This is a genomic window from Oryzifoliimicrobium ureilyticum, assembly GCF_037199735.1.
Taxonomy (GTDB): Bacteria; Pseudomonadota; Alphaproteobacteria; order Rhizobiales; family Rhizobiaceae; genus Rhizobium; species Rhizobium ureilyticus.
The window spans coordinates 1-16,948 of record NZ_JBBBVQ010000020.1 but is presented as its reverse complement, the minus strand read 5'-3'; the positions used below and the strand labels follow the sequence as shown (position 1 = coordinate 16,948).

16 protein-coding genes are annotated in these 16,948 nt (G+C 57.2%); 15 read left to right on the top strand and 1 reads right to left on the bottom strand.

All coding sequences use genetic code 11. The features are described 5' to 3' along the window. Nucleotides 1-20: 20 nt before the first annotated feature. From VQ830_RS22440 to VQ830_RS22405, 8 genes are all read left to right on the top strand, one after another. Nucleotides 21-572: an SIS domain-containing protein gene (locus tag VQ830_RS22440; protein ID WP_337270387.1), complete on the top strand. Its 552-nt coding sequence runs from the start codon at nucleotides 21-23 to the stop codon at nucleotides 570-572. Between the two features lie 69 nt (nucleotides 573-641). Continuing rightward, a complete protein-coding gene (locus tag VQ830_RS22435; protein WP_337270386.1) occupies nucleotides 642-1,544 on the top strand; it encodes a carbohydrate ABC transporter permease in 903 nt (300 codons plus the stop codon). Further along, nucleotides 1,544-2,362, top strand: coding sequence for a carbohydrate ABC transporter permease (locus tag VQ830_RS22430; RefSeq protein ID WP_337270385.1), 819 nt, complete (start codon nucleotides 1,544-1,546; stop codon nucleotides 2,360-2,362). Before VQ830_RS22435 ends, VQ830_RS22430 begins: the two co-directional genes overlap by 1 nt. Continuing rightward, a complete protein-coding gene (locus VQ830_RS22425) occupies nucleotides 2,359-3,264 on the top strand; it encodes a sugar phosphate isomerase/epimerase family protein (RefSeq protein WP_337270384.1) in 906 nt (301 codons plus the stop codon). Before VQ830_RS22430 ends, VQ830_RS22425 begins: the two co-directional genes overlap by 4 nt. 13 nt (nucleotides 3,265-3,277) lie before the next feature. Beyond that, nucleotides 3,278-4,279 (top strand): sugar-binding transcriptional regulator, encoded by a 1,002-nt coding sequence (locus tag VQ830_RS22420; protein WP_337270383.1) that lies wholly within the window; start codon nucleotides 3,278-3,280, stop codon nucleotides 4,277-4,279. A gap of 54 nt (nucleotides 4,280-4,333) precedes the next feature. Beyond that, nucleotides 4,334-5,416 carry an ABC transporter ATP-binding protein gene (locus VQ830_RS22415; RefSeq protein WP_337270382.1) on the top strand — a complete coding sequence of 361 codons (1,083 nt, stop codon included), beginning with the start codon at nucleotides 4,334-4,336 and terminating at the stop codon, nucleotides 5,414-5,416. A gap of 168 nt (nucleotides 5,417-5,584) precedes the next feature. Beyond that, entirely contained in the window at nucleotides 5,585-6,313 is a 729-nt protein-coding gene (locus VQ830_RS22410) for an SDR family oxidoreductase (protein ID WP_337270381.1), read from the top strand. A gap of 40 nt (nucleotides 6,314-6,353) precedes the next feature. Next, a complete protein-coding gene (locus VQ830_RS22405) occupies nucleotides 6,354-7,964 on the top strand; it encodes an FGGY-family carbohydrate kinase (protein ID WP_337270380.1) in 1,611 nt (536 codons plus the stop codon). Nucleotides 7,965-8,041: 77 nt separating this feature from the next. Here VQ830_RS22405 and VQ830_RS22400 read toward each other — a convergent pair whose 3' ends face one another. Further along, entirely contained in the window at nucleotides 8,042-9,112 is a 1,071-nt protein-coding gene (locus tag VQ830_RS22400) for a LacI family DNA-binding transcriptional regulator (RefSeq protein WP_337270379.1), read from the bottom strand. Nucleotides 9,113-9,353: 241 nt separating this feature from the next. On the opposite strand from VQ830_RS22400, the gene VQ830_RS22395 reads away from it, so the two are divergent. From VQ830_RS22395 to VQ830_RS22365, 7 genes are all read left to right on the top strand, one after another. Then, on the top strand, nucleotides 9,354-10,331 hold the full coding sequence (locus tag VQ830_RS22395) for an autoinducer 2 ABC transporter substrate-binding protein (RefSeq protein WP_337270378.1): 978 nt from the start codon (nucleotides 9,354-9,356) through the stop codon (nucleotides 10,329-10,331). A 192-nt stretch (nucleotides 10,332-10,523) separates the two neighbouring features. After that, nucleotides 10,524-12,014 (top strand): sugar ABC transporter ATP-binding protein, encoded by a 1,491-nt coding sequence (locus VQ830_RS22390; protein ID WP_337270377.1) that lies wholly within the window; start codon nucleotides 10,524-10,526, stop codon nucleotides 12,012-12,014. Beyond that, on the top strand, nucleotides 12,007-13,020 hold the full coding sequence (locus VQ830_RS22385) for an ABC transporter permease (protein ID WP_337270376.1): 1,014 nt from the start codon (nucleotides 12,007-12,009) through the stop codon (nucleotides 13,018-13,020). The genes VQ830_RS22390 and VQ830_RS22385 overlap by 8 nt, the downstream gene beginning before the upstream one ends. Beyond that, a complete protein-coding gene (locus tag VQ830_RS22380) occupies nucleotides 13,017-14,012 on the top strand; it encodes an ABC transporter permease (protein WP_337270375.1) in 996 nt (331 codons plus the stop codon). The genes VQ830_RS22385 and VQ830_RS22380 overlap by 4 nt, the downstream gene beginning before the upstream one ends. Nucleotide 14,013: 1 nt before the next feature. Further along, complete coding sequence (locus VQ830_RS22375; RefSeq protein ID WP_337270374.1) at nucleotides 14,014-14,886, top strand: sugar phosphate isomerase/epimerase family protein; 873 nt, start codon at nucleotides 14,014-14,016, stop codon at nucleotides 14,884-14,886. Nucleotides 14,887-14,917: 31 nt separating this feature from the next. Continuing rightward, a complete protein-coding gene (locus VQ830_RS22370; protein WP_337270373.1) occupies nucleotides 14,918-15,586 on the top strand; it encodes a nucleoside triphosphate hydrolase in 669 nt (222 codons plus the stop codon). A 78-nt stretch (nucleotides 15,587-15,664) separates the two neighbouring features. Next, entirely contained in the window at nucleotides 15,665-16,534 is an 870-nt protein-coding gene (locus VQ830_RS22365) for a D-psicose 3-epimerase (RefSeq protein WP_337270372.1), read from the top strand. Nucleotides 16,535-16,948 lie beyond the last annotated feature (414 nt).

The window sequence follows — 16,948 nt, the reverse complement described above, 5'->3', positions numbered from 1 at the left end:
CTTTTAATCGGAGCCGAACCATGCTTCATCTCTCAGATAACGCCCTTGCCGAAATCGGCGAATGCCTGCGCAAGATCGAGCCGCAGCAGTTCGACGCGGCAGTAGACGAAATCGCCAAAGCCAAGCGGATCGCGCTTTACGGGGTCGGACGCGAGGGGCTCCAGATCAAGGGGCTCGCGATGCGCCTTTTTCATCTGGGGTTACGCACTGCGATGGTCGGCGACATGACCACCCCCCCGCTGTCGCAGGGCGATCTGCTCATCGTTTCTGCTGGACCCGGCGACTTTTCGACCGTGTCGGCGCTTGTCGGCGTCGCGCAAGATGCCGGAGCCCGCGTCCTGGTCGTCACGGCGCAGCCGCACAGTGAAACGGCACGCCGAGCAGATTGCCTGCTCACCGTGCCTGCGCAGACCATGGCCGACGACCAGGGAGACGTTCAATCTGTCCTTCCGATGGGCTCGCTCTTCGAAGGCGCGCTTTATCTCGCCTTTGAGCTTCTGATCCTTGCCTTGCGAGACCGCCTCAAGGTTTCGCCGGAAGCCATGCGCGCCAATCATACAAACCTGGAATGAAATCGAAAGCATTGCGGCCGCTGGGGATTTGACCATCCGGCGCCAGCGACGCATCGAGAGGAAGCACTGATGTCCGAACCAACCATCAGACCCAACCGCGGCTATGGCCGATGGACACCTTTTTGGTTTCTTGCGCCTGCGGTCCTGACCCTCTTCATCATCGGTATCTATCCGACGATCTTTGCGGTGGTCACGTCCTTCCGGCGCTACAACATCGCTCGCCCGCGCGATGGTTTCCCGTTTGTCGGGTTCGAAAATTACCTCTCGGTTCTATCCGACAGTACGTTCTGGGCATCGCTGTCGCTGACCGCGAAATTCTACGTCACCGTTCTGCCAATCCAGATCGTGCTTGGTCTGATGATCGCGCTTCTCCTTCATAAGCCAGGCATGGGCCTGCTGAAGTCGCTGGCGCGCGTGACCCTCGTCGTGCCGCTCGCAACCACCTATGCCGTTGTCGGCCTCATCGGGCGACTGATCTTCAACCGCGACTTCGGTGTCGCAAACTGGTTTTTGAACCTCGTCGGCATCGGCGGCCTCGACTGGCTCGGATCTCAAACAGGTGCTTTCGCGGCCATCGTCATCATGGACATTTGGCAGTGGACGCCATTTTGCGCGCTTATTTTTCTCGCTGGTCTGTCTATGGTACCTGGCGAGATTGAAGAGGCGGCGCGGCTTGAGACGTCATCAAAGATTTCCTTGCTGCGTTACGTCCAACTGCCCTATCTCATGCCGGGCCTCACGGCATTGCTCATTTTGCGATCGGCCGACGTGCTGAAACTCTTCGACATGGTCTTCGTCATGACCCGAGGCGGTCCGGGCTCAGCCACCGATCTCGTTTCCGTCTATATTCAGCGGATCGGGTTTCGCGTGTTCGATCTCGGTACGGCGTCTGCACAGGCGATCATGTTGCTGATCATAACGATCCTTCTCAGCCGCCTTTACATCCGGGTTCTCTATAAGGAGGTGAATTGATGCGACTGTCATCCGGCAAGGTTCTGCACGCTATCGGCTTGACTGCCGTCATCCTCTTCACGCTGTTTCCCTTCTACTGGATGGTGTCGGCAAGCTTCAAATCTCAGTCAGACATTCTGGCTTCTCCGCCGGTCTGGGTCTTTGTGCCAACACTTGATCATTACCGGGAAATCTTTGCCGACTCGAAGGTCCTTGGTGCAGTCGGTAATTCGCTGATCATTGCGATCTCGACGACCGTGCTCGCCGTTGTTCTTGGCTCTCCTGCAGCCTATGCCCTTGCTCGCTATGACTTCCGCGGCAAGTCGGATCTGTGGTTCTGGTTCATCTCCAACCGCATGACGAGCCCGATCGTCCTCGCGCTGCCAGTTTATATTCTGGCGTTGCAGCTCAACATTCTGGATACGCATCTCGTTCTGATCCTGATCTACCTGACCTTCAACCTGCCGATCGTCGTGTGGATCTGTACCGACCAGTTCAAATCCATACCGCCCGATCTGGAACAGGCGGCCCGCCTGGATGGCGCAGACCAGTTCACCATTTTCCGCAAAATCTACCTCCCGCTTGGCGCACCAGGCATTGCGGTCTCGGCAATCTTCTCGTTCATCTTCTCTTGGAACGAGCTGTTGTATGCGCTGGTCCTGACCCGCCGCGACGTGCAGACGGCGCCTGTTGCGGCCACGAGCTTCATGTCCGGCTACGAATTGCCTTGGGGCAAGATCATGGCGACAGGCACCGTCATCGTCTTGCCCGTAACCATCTTCGCACTGATCGTATCGCGTCACATGGTGCGCGGTCTGACCATGGGAGCGACGAAATGAGCAGCAGTAATCCGCTCGGAATCAATCTTTCTTTCTGCGTCAAGCGATGGATTACCCCGCAGCTTTGGGGACCAGTCGTTCGTGATGGGCTCGGATTGGACACGGTCCAGTTTTCCTTCGACCTTGTGGATCCGATGTGGCCATCGACGGTGGTGTCGCGCCACGCAAAAGACATACGCAATGCCGCCAGCGATTACGGCATCAGTATCCACAGTGCGTTTATCGGGCTGGCGCATTATACGTTCAATCAGTTGCTCCATCCGGATGAAGACGTTCGTGCCTATGCAGAAAATTGGCTGGAGCGTGCGTACGGCTTCGCGGCCGAGGCCGGGATTCCTGCAGTCGGCGGCCCACTTGGTGCCATCGCCTCCAGGATTGACGGAAGCGAAGCGGATGCAATCGACGCACGCGATTATGACAGTCTCATCCTGCGCATGATACGACTTGGGGACAAGGCTAAGTCCGAGGGGCTTTCAGGGCTCTATGTCGAGCCTACTCCCATGCGCCGGGAGTGGCCGTGGACGATCTCGCAAGCGCGACAAATGATGAATGACGTGGCTGGAAGCGCAACCCCATGGACCTTCTGCGTGGACTGGGGTCATGGAACGATCTTGCCGCTCTATGGCGAGCAGGCCGACACGATGGAGCCCTGGCTGGTCGGCCTCAAAGACGTAATCTCTGCTGTCCATCTGCAGCAGACGGACTTCATCTTTGACCGTCATTGGGATTTCACCGAAACCGGACGTGTCGTGCCAGCCGAAGTCAAGGCGCAGCTCGCCAATGCCGGGCTCTCTGCTTGCCCTGCGTTTCTTGAGGTATTCTATCCGTTTGAGCGCGATAGCGCCTCCATATTGAGCGCATTGAAGAGCACCGTCAGGACGCTTAAGCAGGACTTCGCTTAAGCGAGGAGTGGAAATGACGGCGACCAAAGGAACGGATAATGGCTCGGCTACCACGGATGATATCACCGCACAGCAGGTTCGCGCCCGTGTAGCGTGGCTCTATTTCATCGGCGGCCTGACGCAACAGGAAATCGCGGATCAGCTCGGCCTGACACGCCTGCGGGTCAACAAGACCCTAGGACAGATCCGAAGCGACGGCTCTGTTGTCGTCGATATCCGCCTACCGATGGCCGACTGCATCGATCTGGAACACCGTCTGGAGGAGCGGTTTGGCCTAGAGGGGGCATGCGTAACACCTACCTTACCAGACGATGCGGAGAACCAGCGTGCCATCGGCGAAACGGCAGGCGCGTTGCTTGATGGGTTGTTGCAGAATGGGATGGGTCTGGGTGTTGGTTGGGGCAAAACGCTGACTGCCGGCCTCAAGCGTCTGACGCCGAGAACGTTGCCGGAAAGCTGGGTGACTTCGATCATGGGCGGCCTTACGCGCGGCTCGGGCTCCAGCACGTTCGAGGTTGCGACAGGCTATGCGCGCGCAATTTCTGCAGAATGCTGGTATCTGACCGCACCGCTTTATTTTCCAACGGCACAAAGCCGCGAGGCGCTTCTTTCGCATCACGGCATTCGCGATACCATGCGGCGCGCAACCTCGGTCGACATTGCGCTAGTGTCCTGCGGGGATATGACGCCCCGATCGCTGCTCGTACAAACCCCGACCGTTTCCGAAAACCTCGCGACGCTTTTGGAAGCAGGCGCAATAGGCGACCTGCTTGGCGTTTTCCTCGACGCAGAGGGCAAGCCGGTCGACCATCCGCTGAATGAGCGCGTGCTTTCGTTATCGCTGCAAAACTTGAAGGCGGTGCGCCACTCCATTTTGGCGTCGGGCGGCTCTTACAAGTTGAACATCATTCGCGCGATTCTACGGTCCGGCTATGTCAAGCAGCTGGTGACCGATCAGAATTGCGCGGCGGCCCTCTTACGAGATGACCATCCAGAGGATGGCAAACGTCAATAATCGAGCAGCGCTCAGCAGGCGTGCGGCACCGCTCAAGATCAGGAGTAACGAAGAATGACCTTCCTTCGGTTGGAAAACATCAAGAAGCAGTTCGGCGAGGTCAGTGTCATCAAGGGTGTCGACATTTCGGCCTCGAAGGGAGAATTCGTCGTATTCGTTGGCCCGTCAGGCTGCGGCAAGTCAACGCTTCTGCGCATGATCGCGGGTCTGGAAGACGTCTCATCAGGCAAGCTGTCGATCGATGGCAGGGATGTCACGTTCGAGGAACCCGCTAAGCGCGAGGTTTCGATGGTCTTCCAGTCCTATGCACTTTACCCGCATATGAGCGTTTTCGACAACATGGCCTTTGGCCTGCGCATGGCCAAGCTTTCGGAAGATGAAATCAAGCGCCGCGTGGGCGAGGCAGCCCGTATTCTGCAGATCGAACCTCTACTTGATCGAAAACCCCGCGCCCTTTCGGGCGGACAGCGCCAGCGTGTCGCCATTGGTCGTTCAATCGTACGCAACCCTAAGATCTTCCTTTTCGACGAGCCGCTCTCCAATCTCGATGCCGAATTGCGCAGCCAAATGCGCGTGGAGATTGCCAAGCTTCATCGCAACCTCGGGGCGACGATGGTCTACGTGACCCATGATCAGGTCGAAGCCATGACTCTGGCCGATCGCATCGTCGTTCTGCGTGCCGGAATGGTGGAGCAGATCGGTTCGCCCACAGAACTCTATGACCGCCCCGCCAATACATTCGTTGCCGGTTTCATCGGCTCACCGAAAATGAACTTCCTGTCGGCAAAGGTCACGGGAGCAGATGTCAGCAGCTTGCAGCTTTCGCATCCGGCTTTTGACGGGCAGAGCCTTTCGCTTCACCATCCGGGTAGTGGCAAGGTTAGGCCAGGCGACGTCGTTACCGTCGGCCTCAGACCCGAACACATTAGAATTGGCGCGGCAGCCCCCTTGCTGCATCTCACTCTCGACTTTGCTGAAAACCTTGGGGGTTCGACGCAGCTGTATGTCCGCACGCCGAACGAGGCGGTTACCATTCTCGTTAACGGCAGGCCCGAACTTGCACCGGGATCCACCGTCGCCGCTGACATCGATCTAGCCCACATCTATCTCTTCACGGCGGACGGTAAAGCACTTTGAGAGCAGGGTGTGAAGGGCACGGAAGCGCTTGCTAGAAGTGGCAGGGCGAGTTGGCTTGCGGATATCAACCCTTCCTCAGTCTTAGACCGCGCGATGTAGGTCTGCTGATTGGGCTGACAGATCGAATTGATGCTGCCGTGAAATGACCAACGCAAGGAGCCTCAGGCCATGACAAACAAACTCGAAGGCAAGGTTGCAGCAATTACAGGAGCTGCCTCTGGCATCGGCCTTGCCTGCGCCCGCAAGCTCATCGACGAGGGTGCAACCGTCGTTCTGATCGATCGTGCTGAGGACAAACTTCGTTCGTTATGTGCAGACCTCGGTGAGCGTAGCCGCATGGTGGTTGTCGACCTGCTCAACGGTCCTGAAGTCTCCGGCCTGCTGCCACGTATCTTGGCCGAGGCAGGAAAGCTCGATATCTTCCACGCCAATGCGGGAGCCTATATCGGCGGTCCTGTCGCAGAAGGCGATCCAGACAGTTGGGATCGCATGCTCAACCTCAACATCAATGCCGCCTTTCGGAGTGTGCATGCGGTCCTTCCCTACATGATCGAGCAAAAAGGCGGAGACATTCTCTTTACGAGTTCGGTCGCCGGTGTCGTGCCGGTTGTCTGGGAACCGATTTATACCGCGTCCAAGTTTGCGGTCCAAGCATTCGTACATTCAACGCGCCGCCAGGTCGCGCCGCATGGCGTGCGTGTCGGCGCTGTGTTGCCAGGCCCTGTCGTCACCGCACTTCTTGACGACTGGCCGAAAGCCAAGATGGATGAGGCGCTCGCCAATGGCAGCCTGATGCAGCCGCAGGAAGTGGCGGAGGCTGTCTATTTCATGCTGTCGCGTCCGCGCAATATCGTGATACGGGATCTTGTGATCCTGCCTAACGGTGTGGATCTATGATCAAAGTTCAGCACGCAGTCGTCAGGCGGGAGGATTTGCAATGAGCCGTTCCAGATGTTTTATCGGCGTTGATGTCGGCACGGGCAGCGCGCGCGCCGGCGTTTTCGACGAGGACGGTGCCTGCCTCGGGACAGGAAAGCACGACATTGAGCTCTATCGCGATTCCGCTCATATGGTGGAGCAGTCCAGCCAGAATATCTGGCAAGCAGTTTGCGCGTCCGTTCGTGCGGCGGTGACACGTGCAGGCATATCGCCTGGTGACGTCGTAGGTATCGGTTTTGACGCAACCTGCTCGCTGGTTGTTCTCGGTGAAGGCGGACGCTCCTTGCCGGTTGGCCCCTCAGAGCTGCCTGCCCGTGATATCATCGTTTGGATGGATCACCGGGCCGTCGACCAGGCAGAGCGTATCAATGCCCAGGCTCATGGCGTGCTGCGCTATGTCGGCGGGCGAATCTCGCCCGAGATGCAGACGCCAAAGCTCCTCTGGCTCAAAGAAAACCGGCCCGAGATTTTTAGAAGCGCATGGCAGTTCTTTGACCTGGCCGACTTTTTGACCTGGCGGTCTACAGGAAGCCTTGCCCGGTCCACCTGCACCGTTGCCTGCAAATGGACCTATCTTGCGCATGAGCAGCGATGGGACCCAAGCTATTTCCAGCAGATTGGCCTTTCGGAACTTGCCAATGAAAACTTTGTCCGGATCGGACAGGAAATCGTCGAACCCGGTACGCCGGTCGGCGAGGGCCTGACGGCGGCGGCAGCCGAGGATCTTGGTTTGCAAGCTGGCACGCCGGTGTCCGCGGGCATGATTGACGCCCATGCGGGCGGGATCGGCACGGTTGGTGTCGGGGGCGCGCCGGAACGGAATCTTGCCTATGTCTTTGGGACATCCTCTTGCACGCTGACGTCCACCGAAGAACCGAAATTCGTTCCCGGTGTATGGGGCCCGTATTATTCCGCAATGGTCCCCGGGCTTTGGTTGAACGAAGGCGGGCAAAGCGCCGCAGGCGCGGCGATTGACCAGCTCGTCACGTTGCATCCCGCCTTTCCCGAGGCCAACGAGAGGGCTCGTGCCGCCAGCCTTTCGCTTCCCGTCATGCTGGCCAACATGGCAGCGGCCACGCAGGCCTCTCAATCCGATCTTGTCGCGCTTGCCCGCGGCCTTCACGTTGTGCCCGAATTTCTCGGTAATCGTGCCCCCTTCGCCGATCCGGCAGCCCGCGCCGTCATCGCTGGGCTTGGCATGGAACGCGATATCGACAATCTCGTCTCGCTCTATGTGGCCGGTCTTTGCGGTATCGGCTACGGACTTCGCCAGATTATCGAGGTACAAACGAAGGCCGGTGCGGGGGTTGAGCAGATCATCATAAGCGGCGGTGCGGGCCAGCACGATCTGATCCGCCAGCTTCTTGCCGATGCGAGCGGCAAACCTGTCATTGCACCGGAGACGGCCGAGCCGGTCTTATTGGGAGCCGCTCTCTTGGGCGCCACCGCCGCGCACGTTTTTTCCGATCTGAAGCAGGCTATGGGCAAAGTCAGCAAGCCTGGGAAGACCTATCAGCCTGCCTCCGGAGAACTCCGGCTCATCCATGACAAGCGTTATCAAGCTTTCTGTAGCCTGCAAACCGACATTCGTGCCATGAGAGACTTCTGACACCTTGTGGCGGGGCCAGAATGCCGCAATCCGTCAGGTCTGGCCGGAGAATTTGGCGCCGCCGCTTTGCGTAGCGTTTAGCTCGAAACAGAAAGTTCGCTGATGTCATCAAGCGGACCGGCCAACGCAGTCCTCGGCGGAATGAGCCTTGGCTCGATGATGGTGACAAGCGGCTCAGTTGGAGCCGCCTCCAGCAACTCGAAACCGACCTCGAGCATCTTCTGGACATCCGGTTTGATCATGTAGACCGGAAATGGAAGGAAGGACCCAAAGGGATCGTAATCGAAACAACCGACCACGATGTTCGCTACCGTCTCCTCATCATGCCGGCCCATGAAACGCAAAAGCCCCTCGAAGTTGATTGACGAATTGATGAAGAAGCAACGCGGCAACTGCCCGTTGCGCTCGAAGAACTGCTCAAGAACCAGTTCGGTCATTCGAGGCGAATAGCCGGTCTTCTCCACATCTTCGACGCTGCATTCCTGCCCGAAATATGCGTTCTTCGCAGCGTGAAAGCCCGCGATGCGCTCAAGGCTGGCATGGTCGTCGTGGCCGCCGAACAGAACCACGTCCTCTGGAGACAGGTTCGCCCCTCGTGCCGCATGCTGAAGGATTGCACCAGTCAGGACTTCGGCACCGCGCCTGTTGTCGGAAATGACTGAAGACGCCAACTTGCCAGGAAGGTCGAGATTGACATGCGGCAGTGCTGCGCCTGCGCAGACCTGATGCACACCATCTGGATTGGCAACGCCCGCGATGAAAAGCGCATCGATGGAATAGGCAATCAGTGTTTCGACCGTTCGCCGCTCCGCCTCGGGATCGCGCCGTCCAGATACGACCATGGGCGAAAGACCGCGTTTGCGAGCCTCAGCCTCGAAGGCCTGCGCCATGGACGAAAAGAAGCGGTTTTCGTAGACCGGCACAAGCAGTCCCACAAGACCAGATTTAGAGCTTCTCAAACCCCTCGCCTGTAGATTGGCGGTATAGCGCTCTGCTTTGGCGAGAGAGAGGATCTTGTTTGCAGTTTCTTCTGAAATGCGACGTTTGCGCCAGCTTCCATTCAACACGGCGCTGACCGTGGAAGCTGATGCACCCGACAGTACCGACAGATCGTAAATAGTTGCTTTCTTCGAACTGACGTCTGCCATCCTGGCCTCCCCTGCGAAATCGATGTGTAGATGAATCGTCCCCTTGACGAAAGAGATAATGATGATAATTTCCCTTTGCACCATCGATTGTGCAACTTTGAAATATCGATTGTGCAGATGAACATTGCTATGGGAGTGGCAGGAGGAAGTCTCGTTTAGCAGAGACGGAAAACGTTTGCGCGCGCAGATCAAACCTGCGGTGGGACGCCTGCTTTAGATGTCTTTTGGAGGAGGAACATCCATGAAGAAAATCATTTCGGCCGCATTAGGCCTATCTCTTGCGCTTCTTACGTCCACGGCGTTTGCCGCTGGTCCCAAGGTCGGGGTCGTCGTCAAGATCGGCGGCATTCCGTGGTTCAATGCCATGGAGGCCGGCATCAAGGAGCAAAGCACCAAGCTCGGCGTTGATGGCTTTATGGTTGGCCCGACCAGTGCCGATCCTGCTCTTCAGGTGCGCGCGATCGAGGACCTGATTGCGCAGAAAGTCGATGTAATCGGCGTAGTCCCCAACGATGCAAAGGTGCTGGAACCGGTGCTGAAGAAGGCGCAAGAAGCCGGAATCAAGGTGATTACGCATGAATCGCCGAAGCAGCAGGGCGCAGACTGGGACTTCGAGCTAGCTTCGGCCAAGGGTTTCGGCGAAGCACACGGCAAGCTTCTGGCTGAAAAGATGGGGGGCAAAGGCTCCTATGCTGTCTTTGTCGGCTCGCTCACCGTTCCGCTTCACAATGCATGGGCGGACGCAGCGATTGCGTACATCAAGGCGAATTACCCTGACATGAAGCTTATTGGCGACCGTTATGGCGTTGCTGAGGATCTCGATAAGAGCCGCTCGACCGCGCTCGATCTCATGTCGGCCAATCCTGATCTGAAGGGTTTCCTCGCTTTCGGATCGCAGGGACCCATCGGTGCTGGACGCGCTGTCGAAGAGCGTCGCAAAGATGGCAAGGTCTTTGTCATAGGTCCCTTTTCTCCCGGACAGGGCGCGAAGCTGATCAAAAGCGGCGCGTTGACCGGTGGCTTCATGTGGAACCCGAAGCAGGCTGGTGAAGTCTTCGTCACGCTTGCAGATCGCCTCGTCAAGGGGCAGACGCCGAAAGCCGGCGATGAGATCGAGGGTCTCGGTAAGATCAATCCAGACGGCAACACGATCATTGTCGATCAACTCCTGAAGATCGACAAGGAGAGCATCGACAAGCTGGTCTCCATGGGTCTTTAAACCCGCCAGCTGGGTCGCTTCGCCGGATTGGCCCGACCGCCAATCCTGCTGGGCGATGTCAGTCGCGGGAGAGATCGATCCACCTGAAATCGCAATCGTCGCGTGGCTGGCATTCGGCCATGCGGCGGTGTGTCCGTAAAACAAAAGCCAGTAACGCCCGGATTCACTTGGGCGAACGGAGATAGCTGCGTTATGAGCGACAGACCGCTGCTGTCCTTGAGGAACATCAACGTCACCTTCGGCGGCGTTCGAGCGCTCAAGGGCGTGTCCTTCGACGTCAATCCAGGCGAGGTTCATTGTTTGGCCGGTGAAAACGGCTGCGGCAAGAGCACGCTCATTAAGGTCATAACCGGCGTTTATAAACCACAAGACGGCGCCGAGCTGATGTTCGACGACAAGCAGATCGACGTCATGACACCGGCACTGGCGCATTCTCTGGGCATTCAAGTCATTTGGCAGGACTTGGCACTTTTCGACGAAATGACGGTCGCAGAAAACATCGGGTTTCAGCACGCGATGAAGGGCAAATTCGGCCTGGTTGATAAACGCGCGATCTATAAAGCTGCCGAGCAAGCCTTGGAGCGTCTTGGGGTTAATATCGATCTAGATCGGCCACTGAAAGAGCTTCCCATCGCACAACGGCAAATCGTCGCCATTGCCCGGGCACTCATTGGTGAGGCGCGGCTCGTTTTCATGGACGAACCGACCGCCTCGCTCACCCAGTCGGAAACTGATTATCTGATCGAGATCGTCCGCAACCTCTCTGCATCAGGCGTTGCCGTGGTCTTCGTCTCCCATCGCCTTGCTGAGGTGCTGGAAATCTCGAACCGGATCACAGTGCTGCGCGATGGGGCATTGGTCGGGGTTTACCCCGTCGAAGGTATGACACAATCGCGCGTGACCGAACTGATGACGGGGCGCAGCTTCGACAGTGCTGTCATCGCTACTGACCACGAAGACCAACCAGTCGTCCTTTCTGTCAAAGGGCTGACGCGGAAGGGCGAGTTTGAAAACGTTTCGTTTAATCTGCGCAGAGGCGAGACGCTCGGTATTACTGGTCTTCTTGGCGCTGGCCGCACGGAACTCGCCCTAACGCTCTTCGGGATGCATAAACCGCAAGCGGGCGAAATCCGCCTTGAAGGCAAGCTCATGAAATTCCGGTCGAACCGCGACGCCATTCGAGCTGGCATTGCCTATCTATCGGAAGACCGGTTGTCGCTGGGCCTCAATCAGCCGCAGTCCATCGCGGACAATCTGGTCATGGCCTCTCTCGACAGACTGCTTGTCGGCGGTCTGATCTCGCCCTCGAAAAAGGCATCTGTCGTCCAGCATTGGATCAACTCGCTCGGTGTCAAAATCGGCCTGCCCGAAGATCCAATCCGTACGCTATCAGGTGGGAATCAACAGCGTGTCGCCATAGCGAAGTGGTTGGCCATCGGTCCGAAGATCCTCATCCTCGATGCACCTACCGTCGGCGTAGATGTCGGCGCACGCGCTGGCATCTTCGAGATCGTCCGCAAGCTCGCTGCAGAGGGACTATCGATCATTCTGATCTCGGATGAGGCGCCTGAAGTTTATTTCAATGCTGACCGGATCATCCACATGGTCGGCGGTCGATTTCATGCGACCTACGATCCGCGGGCCGTCTCTATGACCGAACTGGAGGCAGCCATATATGCGTAGGTTAATCCTGGCGAACACGACGGAATTCGCACTGGTTCTGGTGACCATCCTGCTTTGCGCGGCGCTGTCCGTCGGCACCGACCGGTTCCTGACCGTCTCGAATGCATTCGACGTGCTAAACGTTTCCGCCGTGAACATCATTTTCGCCGTTGGACTGCTTGTGGTCCTTATCTCAGGTGGAATCGACATTTCGTTCGCAGTCGCGGCCTCCGTTGTCCAATATGTGACCGTGCTGGCGCTCGGGGCACTGGGGGGCGGCAATTGGGCGGAGGGCTTCATCATTGCCGGCGCGGTGGGTATCGGGCTTGGCCTTATCAATGCGCTTCTGATCTGGCGATTGAACATCATCTCCATCGTTGCGACGATCTCAACGTTCAACATCTTCTTCGGTCTGCTGATGTTCTTCACCAAGGGCGTGTCGATCTACGATCTGCCGGATTGGCTTTCAACTCGTGTCGTGTTCTACGAACACGAGATGAGCGATGGTTCATGGATTGAATTGACCTTGCCTGTCGTGGTCATGATCCTGTGTTGCCTCGCCACCTGGTTCATGATTTCTCGTACAACGGTCGGCCGCCAACTCTATGCCTTCGGCGATAATCCGGAAGGCGCTCGACGCTTTGGTATCAATATCGGCGCCATGCATTATCTGTCCTTCGGCTGGCTTGGCCTGATGGCGGGAATTGCCGGTTTGATGCAGGCACATTATGCGCAGGAGGTGGTACCGAACGCGCTTTACGGACGCGAACTCGACGTTCTTGCTGCCACCGTCCTCGGCGGCGCGCGGCTGGGTGGCGGCAAGGGATCTGTCCTCGGCTGCGTGCTTGGCGTTCTCCTCGTCTCGATCACCCAGAACGGCCTCAACTTGATGGGTGTATCGCCCTTCGCCTTCAAGATGGTTGTTGGCGCCATCATTCTGATCGCCATCACACTCTCTTCCGCGCGCTTCGACAAGCTCTTGCCGGTAGCCATGAAGAGTTCGACAAAGGGAAGCGCGCGCCGATGAAATCCATCATTCACAGGTTCAATGCAACGTTTGGCGCCGACATGGCCGGCCCGCTGGTTGCCTTTGTCGCGGTCATGCTAGTCTTTGGACTGGAGGCAGATAATTTCCTGTCGGCCGGCACGTTCGGCTCTGTTGCCTTTCAGCTTCCAGAGCTTGGTCTTTTGACGCTCGCCATGCTGCTGCCGCTGCTGACCGGCGGGATCAATTTGTCGATCACCTTCGCTGCCAATCTTTCGGGTCTCGCCGCTGCCTGGGTCTTGCAAGCCTATGGCGGCGTCAATGCGCCGCCGAGCGCATTCCTGCTTGCTTGCATTGCGGCCCTTATGACCGGGGCCGCTGCCGGCGCCCTCACCGGTGCGGCGATCGCTTACACCCGTGCCCATCCCATCCTTGTCACGCTGTCGATGATGATCTTTCTGCGTGGGCTTGGTGAGTTTCTAACGCGCGGCGGCGATGTCTCCGGCTTTCCGGACTATGTTGCGCCCATCGGTCACGGGTCGGTCCTTGGTCTTCCCATTCCATTGCTGATCTTCATTATATGCGTCGGACTGTGGCATTTGCTGCTGACGCGCGCAAAGCTGGGTTTTGGCCTACTGATGATCGGCTCGAATATCGAGGCCGCCAGTTACTCCGGCCTTAACACCCGTCGCATTCTCATCCTCGTCTACACTCTCTCAGGTGTGATGTGCGCTGTCGCCGGTGTCATCATGCTTGCACGCTTCAATTCGGTGCGGGTCGGCCATGGTGAATCCTATTTGCTGATTACCGTGTTGGCGGCGTTTCTGGGCGGTATCAATCCATTCGGTGGGTTTGGCCGCGTCATCCCGGTTTTCGTCGCCCTGATCGTTCTGCAGCTGCTTTCGTCGGGCCTCAATCTGATGGGTGCGAACCAGCATCTGGCAACAGCTCTATGGGGCGTGCTGATGATCGTCGTCATGGCGGCTCGAACACTTGCTTCGAAATTCTTCATATTGAACAGAAGGAAGGGCTGAGATGCGGGGATTTGGTGTTCACGCGATGATGTGGTCGAGCCTCTGGGACCGGGCCGGCGCCGAGCGTGCGATTTCCGGGGCTGCCGCATATCAACAAGATTACATAGAAATCCCGCTGATCGATATCCCATCGACGGATGCGCGCTACACCAGAAGCCTTTTGGAAGAACATCGACTGCGCGCGACGTGCTCGTTGGTTCTACCAGAAGCCGCCTGGGCGTCTATCCGTCCGGATGCTGCCATCGACCATCTCAAGGCTGCGCTGAACACGGCGGCAGAAATGGGAGCAGAGGCGCTGACTGGGGTTACCTTTGGGGGCACGAATGAGCGTACAGGTATGCCGCCGACGCAAGAAGAATATGACAACCTTTCCAGAGCAATTGGCGCTGCTGCGAAGCATGCGAAAACCCTTGGCCTCCAATTCGGCATTGAAGCCGTCAACCGTTACGAAAACCATCTGATCAATTCCGCAGAGCAAGCCGTCGAACTGGTCGAGCGGATAGGCATGGATAACATCTTTGTCCATCTCGACACGTTCCACATGAACATGGAAGAGAAGGGCCTTGCCGCCGGCATTGTCGCCGCGGGAAGTCACCTCAAATACATGCACATGTCGGAAAGCGACCGCGGTACCCCAGGTTTCGGCAATATTGCCTGGGACGAACTTTTTGGTGCGCTTTCTGCCATCGGCTTTCATGGTCTCCTGGTGTTGGAAAGCTTCGCTGCACTGCCTCCCGCCATGGCAGGTGCAACATCGACTTGGCGTGCGCCAGCGCCAAGTGCGCACGATGTTCTCGACAAGGGAATTCCCTTTCTTCGCAACAAGGCAGAGCAATACGGTCTCTTCAAAGAGAGCCGTAAGACTACGCGCTAAACGTCCTCAACAGTCCGATACGAGCACTACATTGACCATCATCGACGACAATGCCCGGAAAATTGCCGGCCTCATTTCAAAGCGTCTGAGCGAGAAGCAGGGAGGCCGGTTCTTGATCGCCATTGCCGGCGCACCAGGATCAGGCAAGTCGACCATTGCGGAGCGCCTTGTGGATTTTCTGATTGATGAAGGCGGTCTCTCTGCGGCGCTGTTTCCGATGGACGGGTATCATTACGATGACGCCGTCCTCAAAGCGATGAACCGGCGCGCATTTAAGGGAGCAATCGACACATTCGACGTTCATGGGCTGCGGCATATGCTGGAAAGGCTCAAGGCGAATGAAGATGATGTGATTGCCGTTCCAGTGTTTGACCGTTCCATCGAGATCGCACGTGCCGGGGGACGCCTCATCCCACAATCGGTTGACGTTATCGTCTGCGAAGGGAATTACCTTCTGGCGAGCGAGCCGCACTGGTCTCGCCTGAAGCCGATCTTCGATTACACGGTCTTTGTCGATGTTGATGAAGACGACTTGCGGGAACGCCTGCGTGCCCGCTGGCGCGGTTATGGCCTTGATGACGCTGAGATCAATCGCAAGGTCGAGGAAAACGATTTGCCGAACGGCCTGTTCATTATGAAGACGGCCGCGGAGCCAGATTTGCGGCTGACAAATCCTGGACGGATCGGGAGCAATATCTGATCCAGAGAGCACCGATCGCGACTTAAACTGTCGGATCCCGTTCCTGCCAATCCAAACGACAACAAGAAGAGGTCAACTATGAAGCACGGAATCTATTACTCCTATTGGGAGCATGAGTGGAGCGCCAAGTTCGGCCCATATGTCGAGAAAGTCGCTAAACTTGGCTTCGATATCATCGAAGTCGCAGCGCATCACATCAATGAATATAGCGATGCGGAGCTTGCCGCCATCAAGCAGAGCGCCAAGGACAACGGTATTATTCTGACGGCGGGGATCGGACCGTCCAAAACAAAAAATCTGTCCTCTCCAGATGCTGCCATTCGCCAGGCCGGCAAGGCTTTCTTTGAGCGCACGCTGGCAAATGTCGCCAAACTTGACATTCACACTATTGGCGGTGCGCTGCATTCTTATTGGCCCATCGATTATTCGCAGCCGGTGGACAAGGAGGGTGACCGCGCTCGCGGTGTCGAGGGAATTCATGGCATCGCAGATTTTGCCAACGATCTTGGCATCAACCTGTGCATCGAAGTTTTGAACCGCTTCGAAAATCACGTTCTCAACACAGCCGCCGAGGGTGTTGCCTTCGTCAAGGACGTTGGAAAGCCGAACGTCAAGGTGATGCTCGACACGTTCCACATGAACATCGAGGAAGACAGTTTTGGCGATGCCATCCGCACGGCTGGTCCACTTCTCGGTCATTTTCACACGGGCGAAAGCAACCGTCGTGTACCGGGCAAGGGCAGAATGCCTTGGCACGAAATCGGTGCTGCTCTTCGTGAAATCAACTATTCCGGCGCAGTCGTAATGGAACCCTTCGTCAAAACCGGCGGCACGATAGGTTCGGATATCAAAGTTTGGCGCGATTTGAGCGACGGTGCCGATATGGCGAAGATGGACGAAGACGCACGAAACGCCCTCGCCTTCTCGCGCTTCGTTTTAGGAGGCTAAAGCGCATCCACACCACGAACGAGCCGTCTCGCCCGAAAAACGGCTGAGGCGGCGTTCAAAACAAGAAAAGTAGAAAAGAAACGGCAGGAATTCCCTTTTAGTCCTGGAGCACAGCGCGGCAATCCTATTGGGGTCGTCCGAGAGTTTGTTTCTACCCTCACCGATAGCTACCATTATTCGGTGGCGTGTCCGCGGATATCCGGAAATCGAGGGCGATTCAGCGTTGCGTCCCGGATTTGCGACGCGGTGCGTGCTCGGGAGGGTTGCTTGGCGGCGATGGACGCGGCTTCGTAACGGTCGGATGAAGAGGATCGTTCCAGCGGCGAAGCAGCCGCTCGAGCTTCTGCAGGGCTTCATTCGCGCAGTACCAACGGCTTTAGCCCCTCATGGGGGTTATTTGTGTGTAGTATTTGA

What these genes read in the sequence shown, in the direction of transcription:
- VQ830_RS22440 (WP_337270387.1), top strand. Translation starts at nt 21, where the DNA reads ATGCTTCATCTCTCAGATAACGCCCTTGCCGAAATCGGCGAATGCCTG.
- VQ830_RS22435 (WP_337270386.1), top strand. Translation starts at nt 642, where the DNA reads ATGTCCGAACCAACCATCAGACCCAACCGCGGCTATGGCCGATGGACA.
- VQ830_RS22430 (WP_337270385.1), top strand. Translation starts at nt 1,544, where the DNA reads ATGCGACTGTCATCCGGCAAGGTTCTGCACGCTATCGGCTTGACTGCC.
- VQ830_RS22425 (WP_337270384.1), top strand. Translation starts at nt 2,359, where the DNA reads ATGAGCAGCAGTAATCCGCTCGGAATCAATCTTTCTTTCTGCGTCAAG.
- VQ830_RS22420 (WP_337270383.1), top strand. Translation starts at nt 3,278, where the DNA reads ATGACGGCGACCAAAGGAACGGATAATGGCTCGGCTACCACGGATGAT.
- VQ830_RS22415 (WP_337270382.1), top strand. Translation starts at nt 4,334, where the DNA reads ATGACCTTCCTTCGGTTGGAAAACATCAAGAAGCAGTTCGGCGAGGTC.
- VQ830_RS22410 (WP_337270381.1), top strand. Translation starts at nt 5,585, where the DNA reads ATGACAAACAAACTCGAAGGCAAGGTTGCAGCAATTACAGGAGCTGCC.
- VQ830_RS22405 (WP_337270380.1), top strand. Translation starts at nt 6,354, where the DNA reads ATGAGCCGTTCCAGATGTTTTATCGGCGTTGATGTCGGCACGGGCAGC.
- VQ830_RS22400 (WP_337270379.1), bottom strand. Translation starts at nt 9,112, where the DNA reads ATGGCAGACGTCAGTTCGAAGAAAGCAACTATTTACGATCTGTCGGTA.
- VQ830_RS22395 (WP_337270378.1), top strand. Translation starts at nt 9,354, where the DNA reads ATGAAGAAAATCATTTCGGCCGCATTAGGCCTATCTCTTGCGCTTCTT.
- VQ830_RS22390 (WP_337270377.1), top strand. Translation starts at nt 10,524, where the DNA reads ATGAGCGACAGACCGCTGCTGTCCTTGAGGAACATCAACGTCACCTTC.
- VQ830_RS22385 (WP_337270376.1), top strand. Translation starts at nt 12,007, where the DNA reads ATGCGTAGGTTAATCCTGGCGAACACGACGGAATTCGCACTGGTTCTG.
- VQ830_RS22380 (WP_337270375.1), top strand. Translation starts at nt 13,017, where the DNA reads ATGAAATCCATCATTCACAGGTTCAATGCAACGTTTGGCGCCGACATG.
- VQ830_RS22375 (WP_337270374.1), top strand. Translation starts at nt 14,014, where the DNA reads ATGCGGGGATTTGGTGTTCACGCGATGATGTGGTCGAGCCTCTGGGAC.
- VQ830_RS22365 (WP_337270372.1), top strand. Translation starts at nt 15,665, where the DNA reads ATGAAGCACGGAATCTATTACTCCTATTGGGAGCATGAGTGGAGCGCC.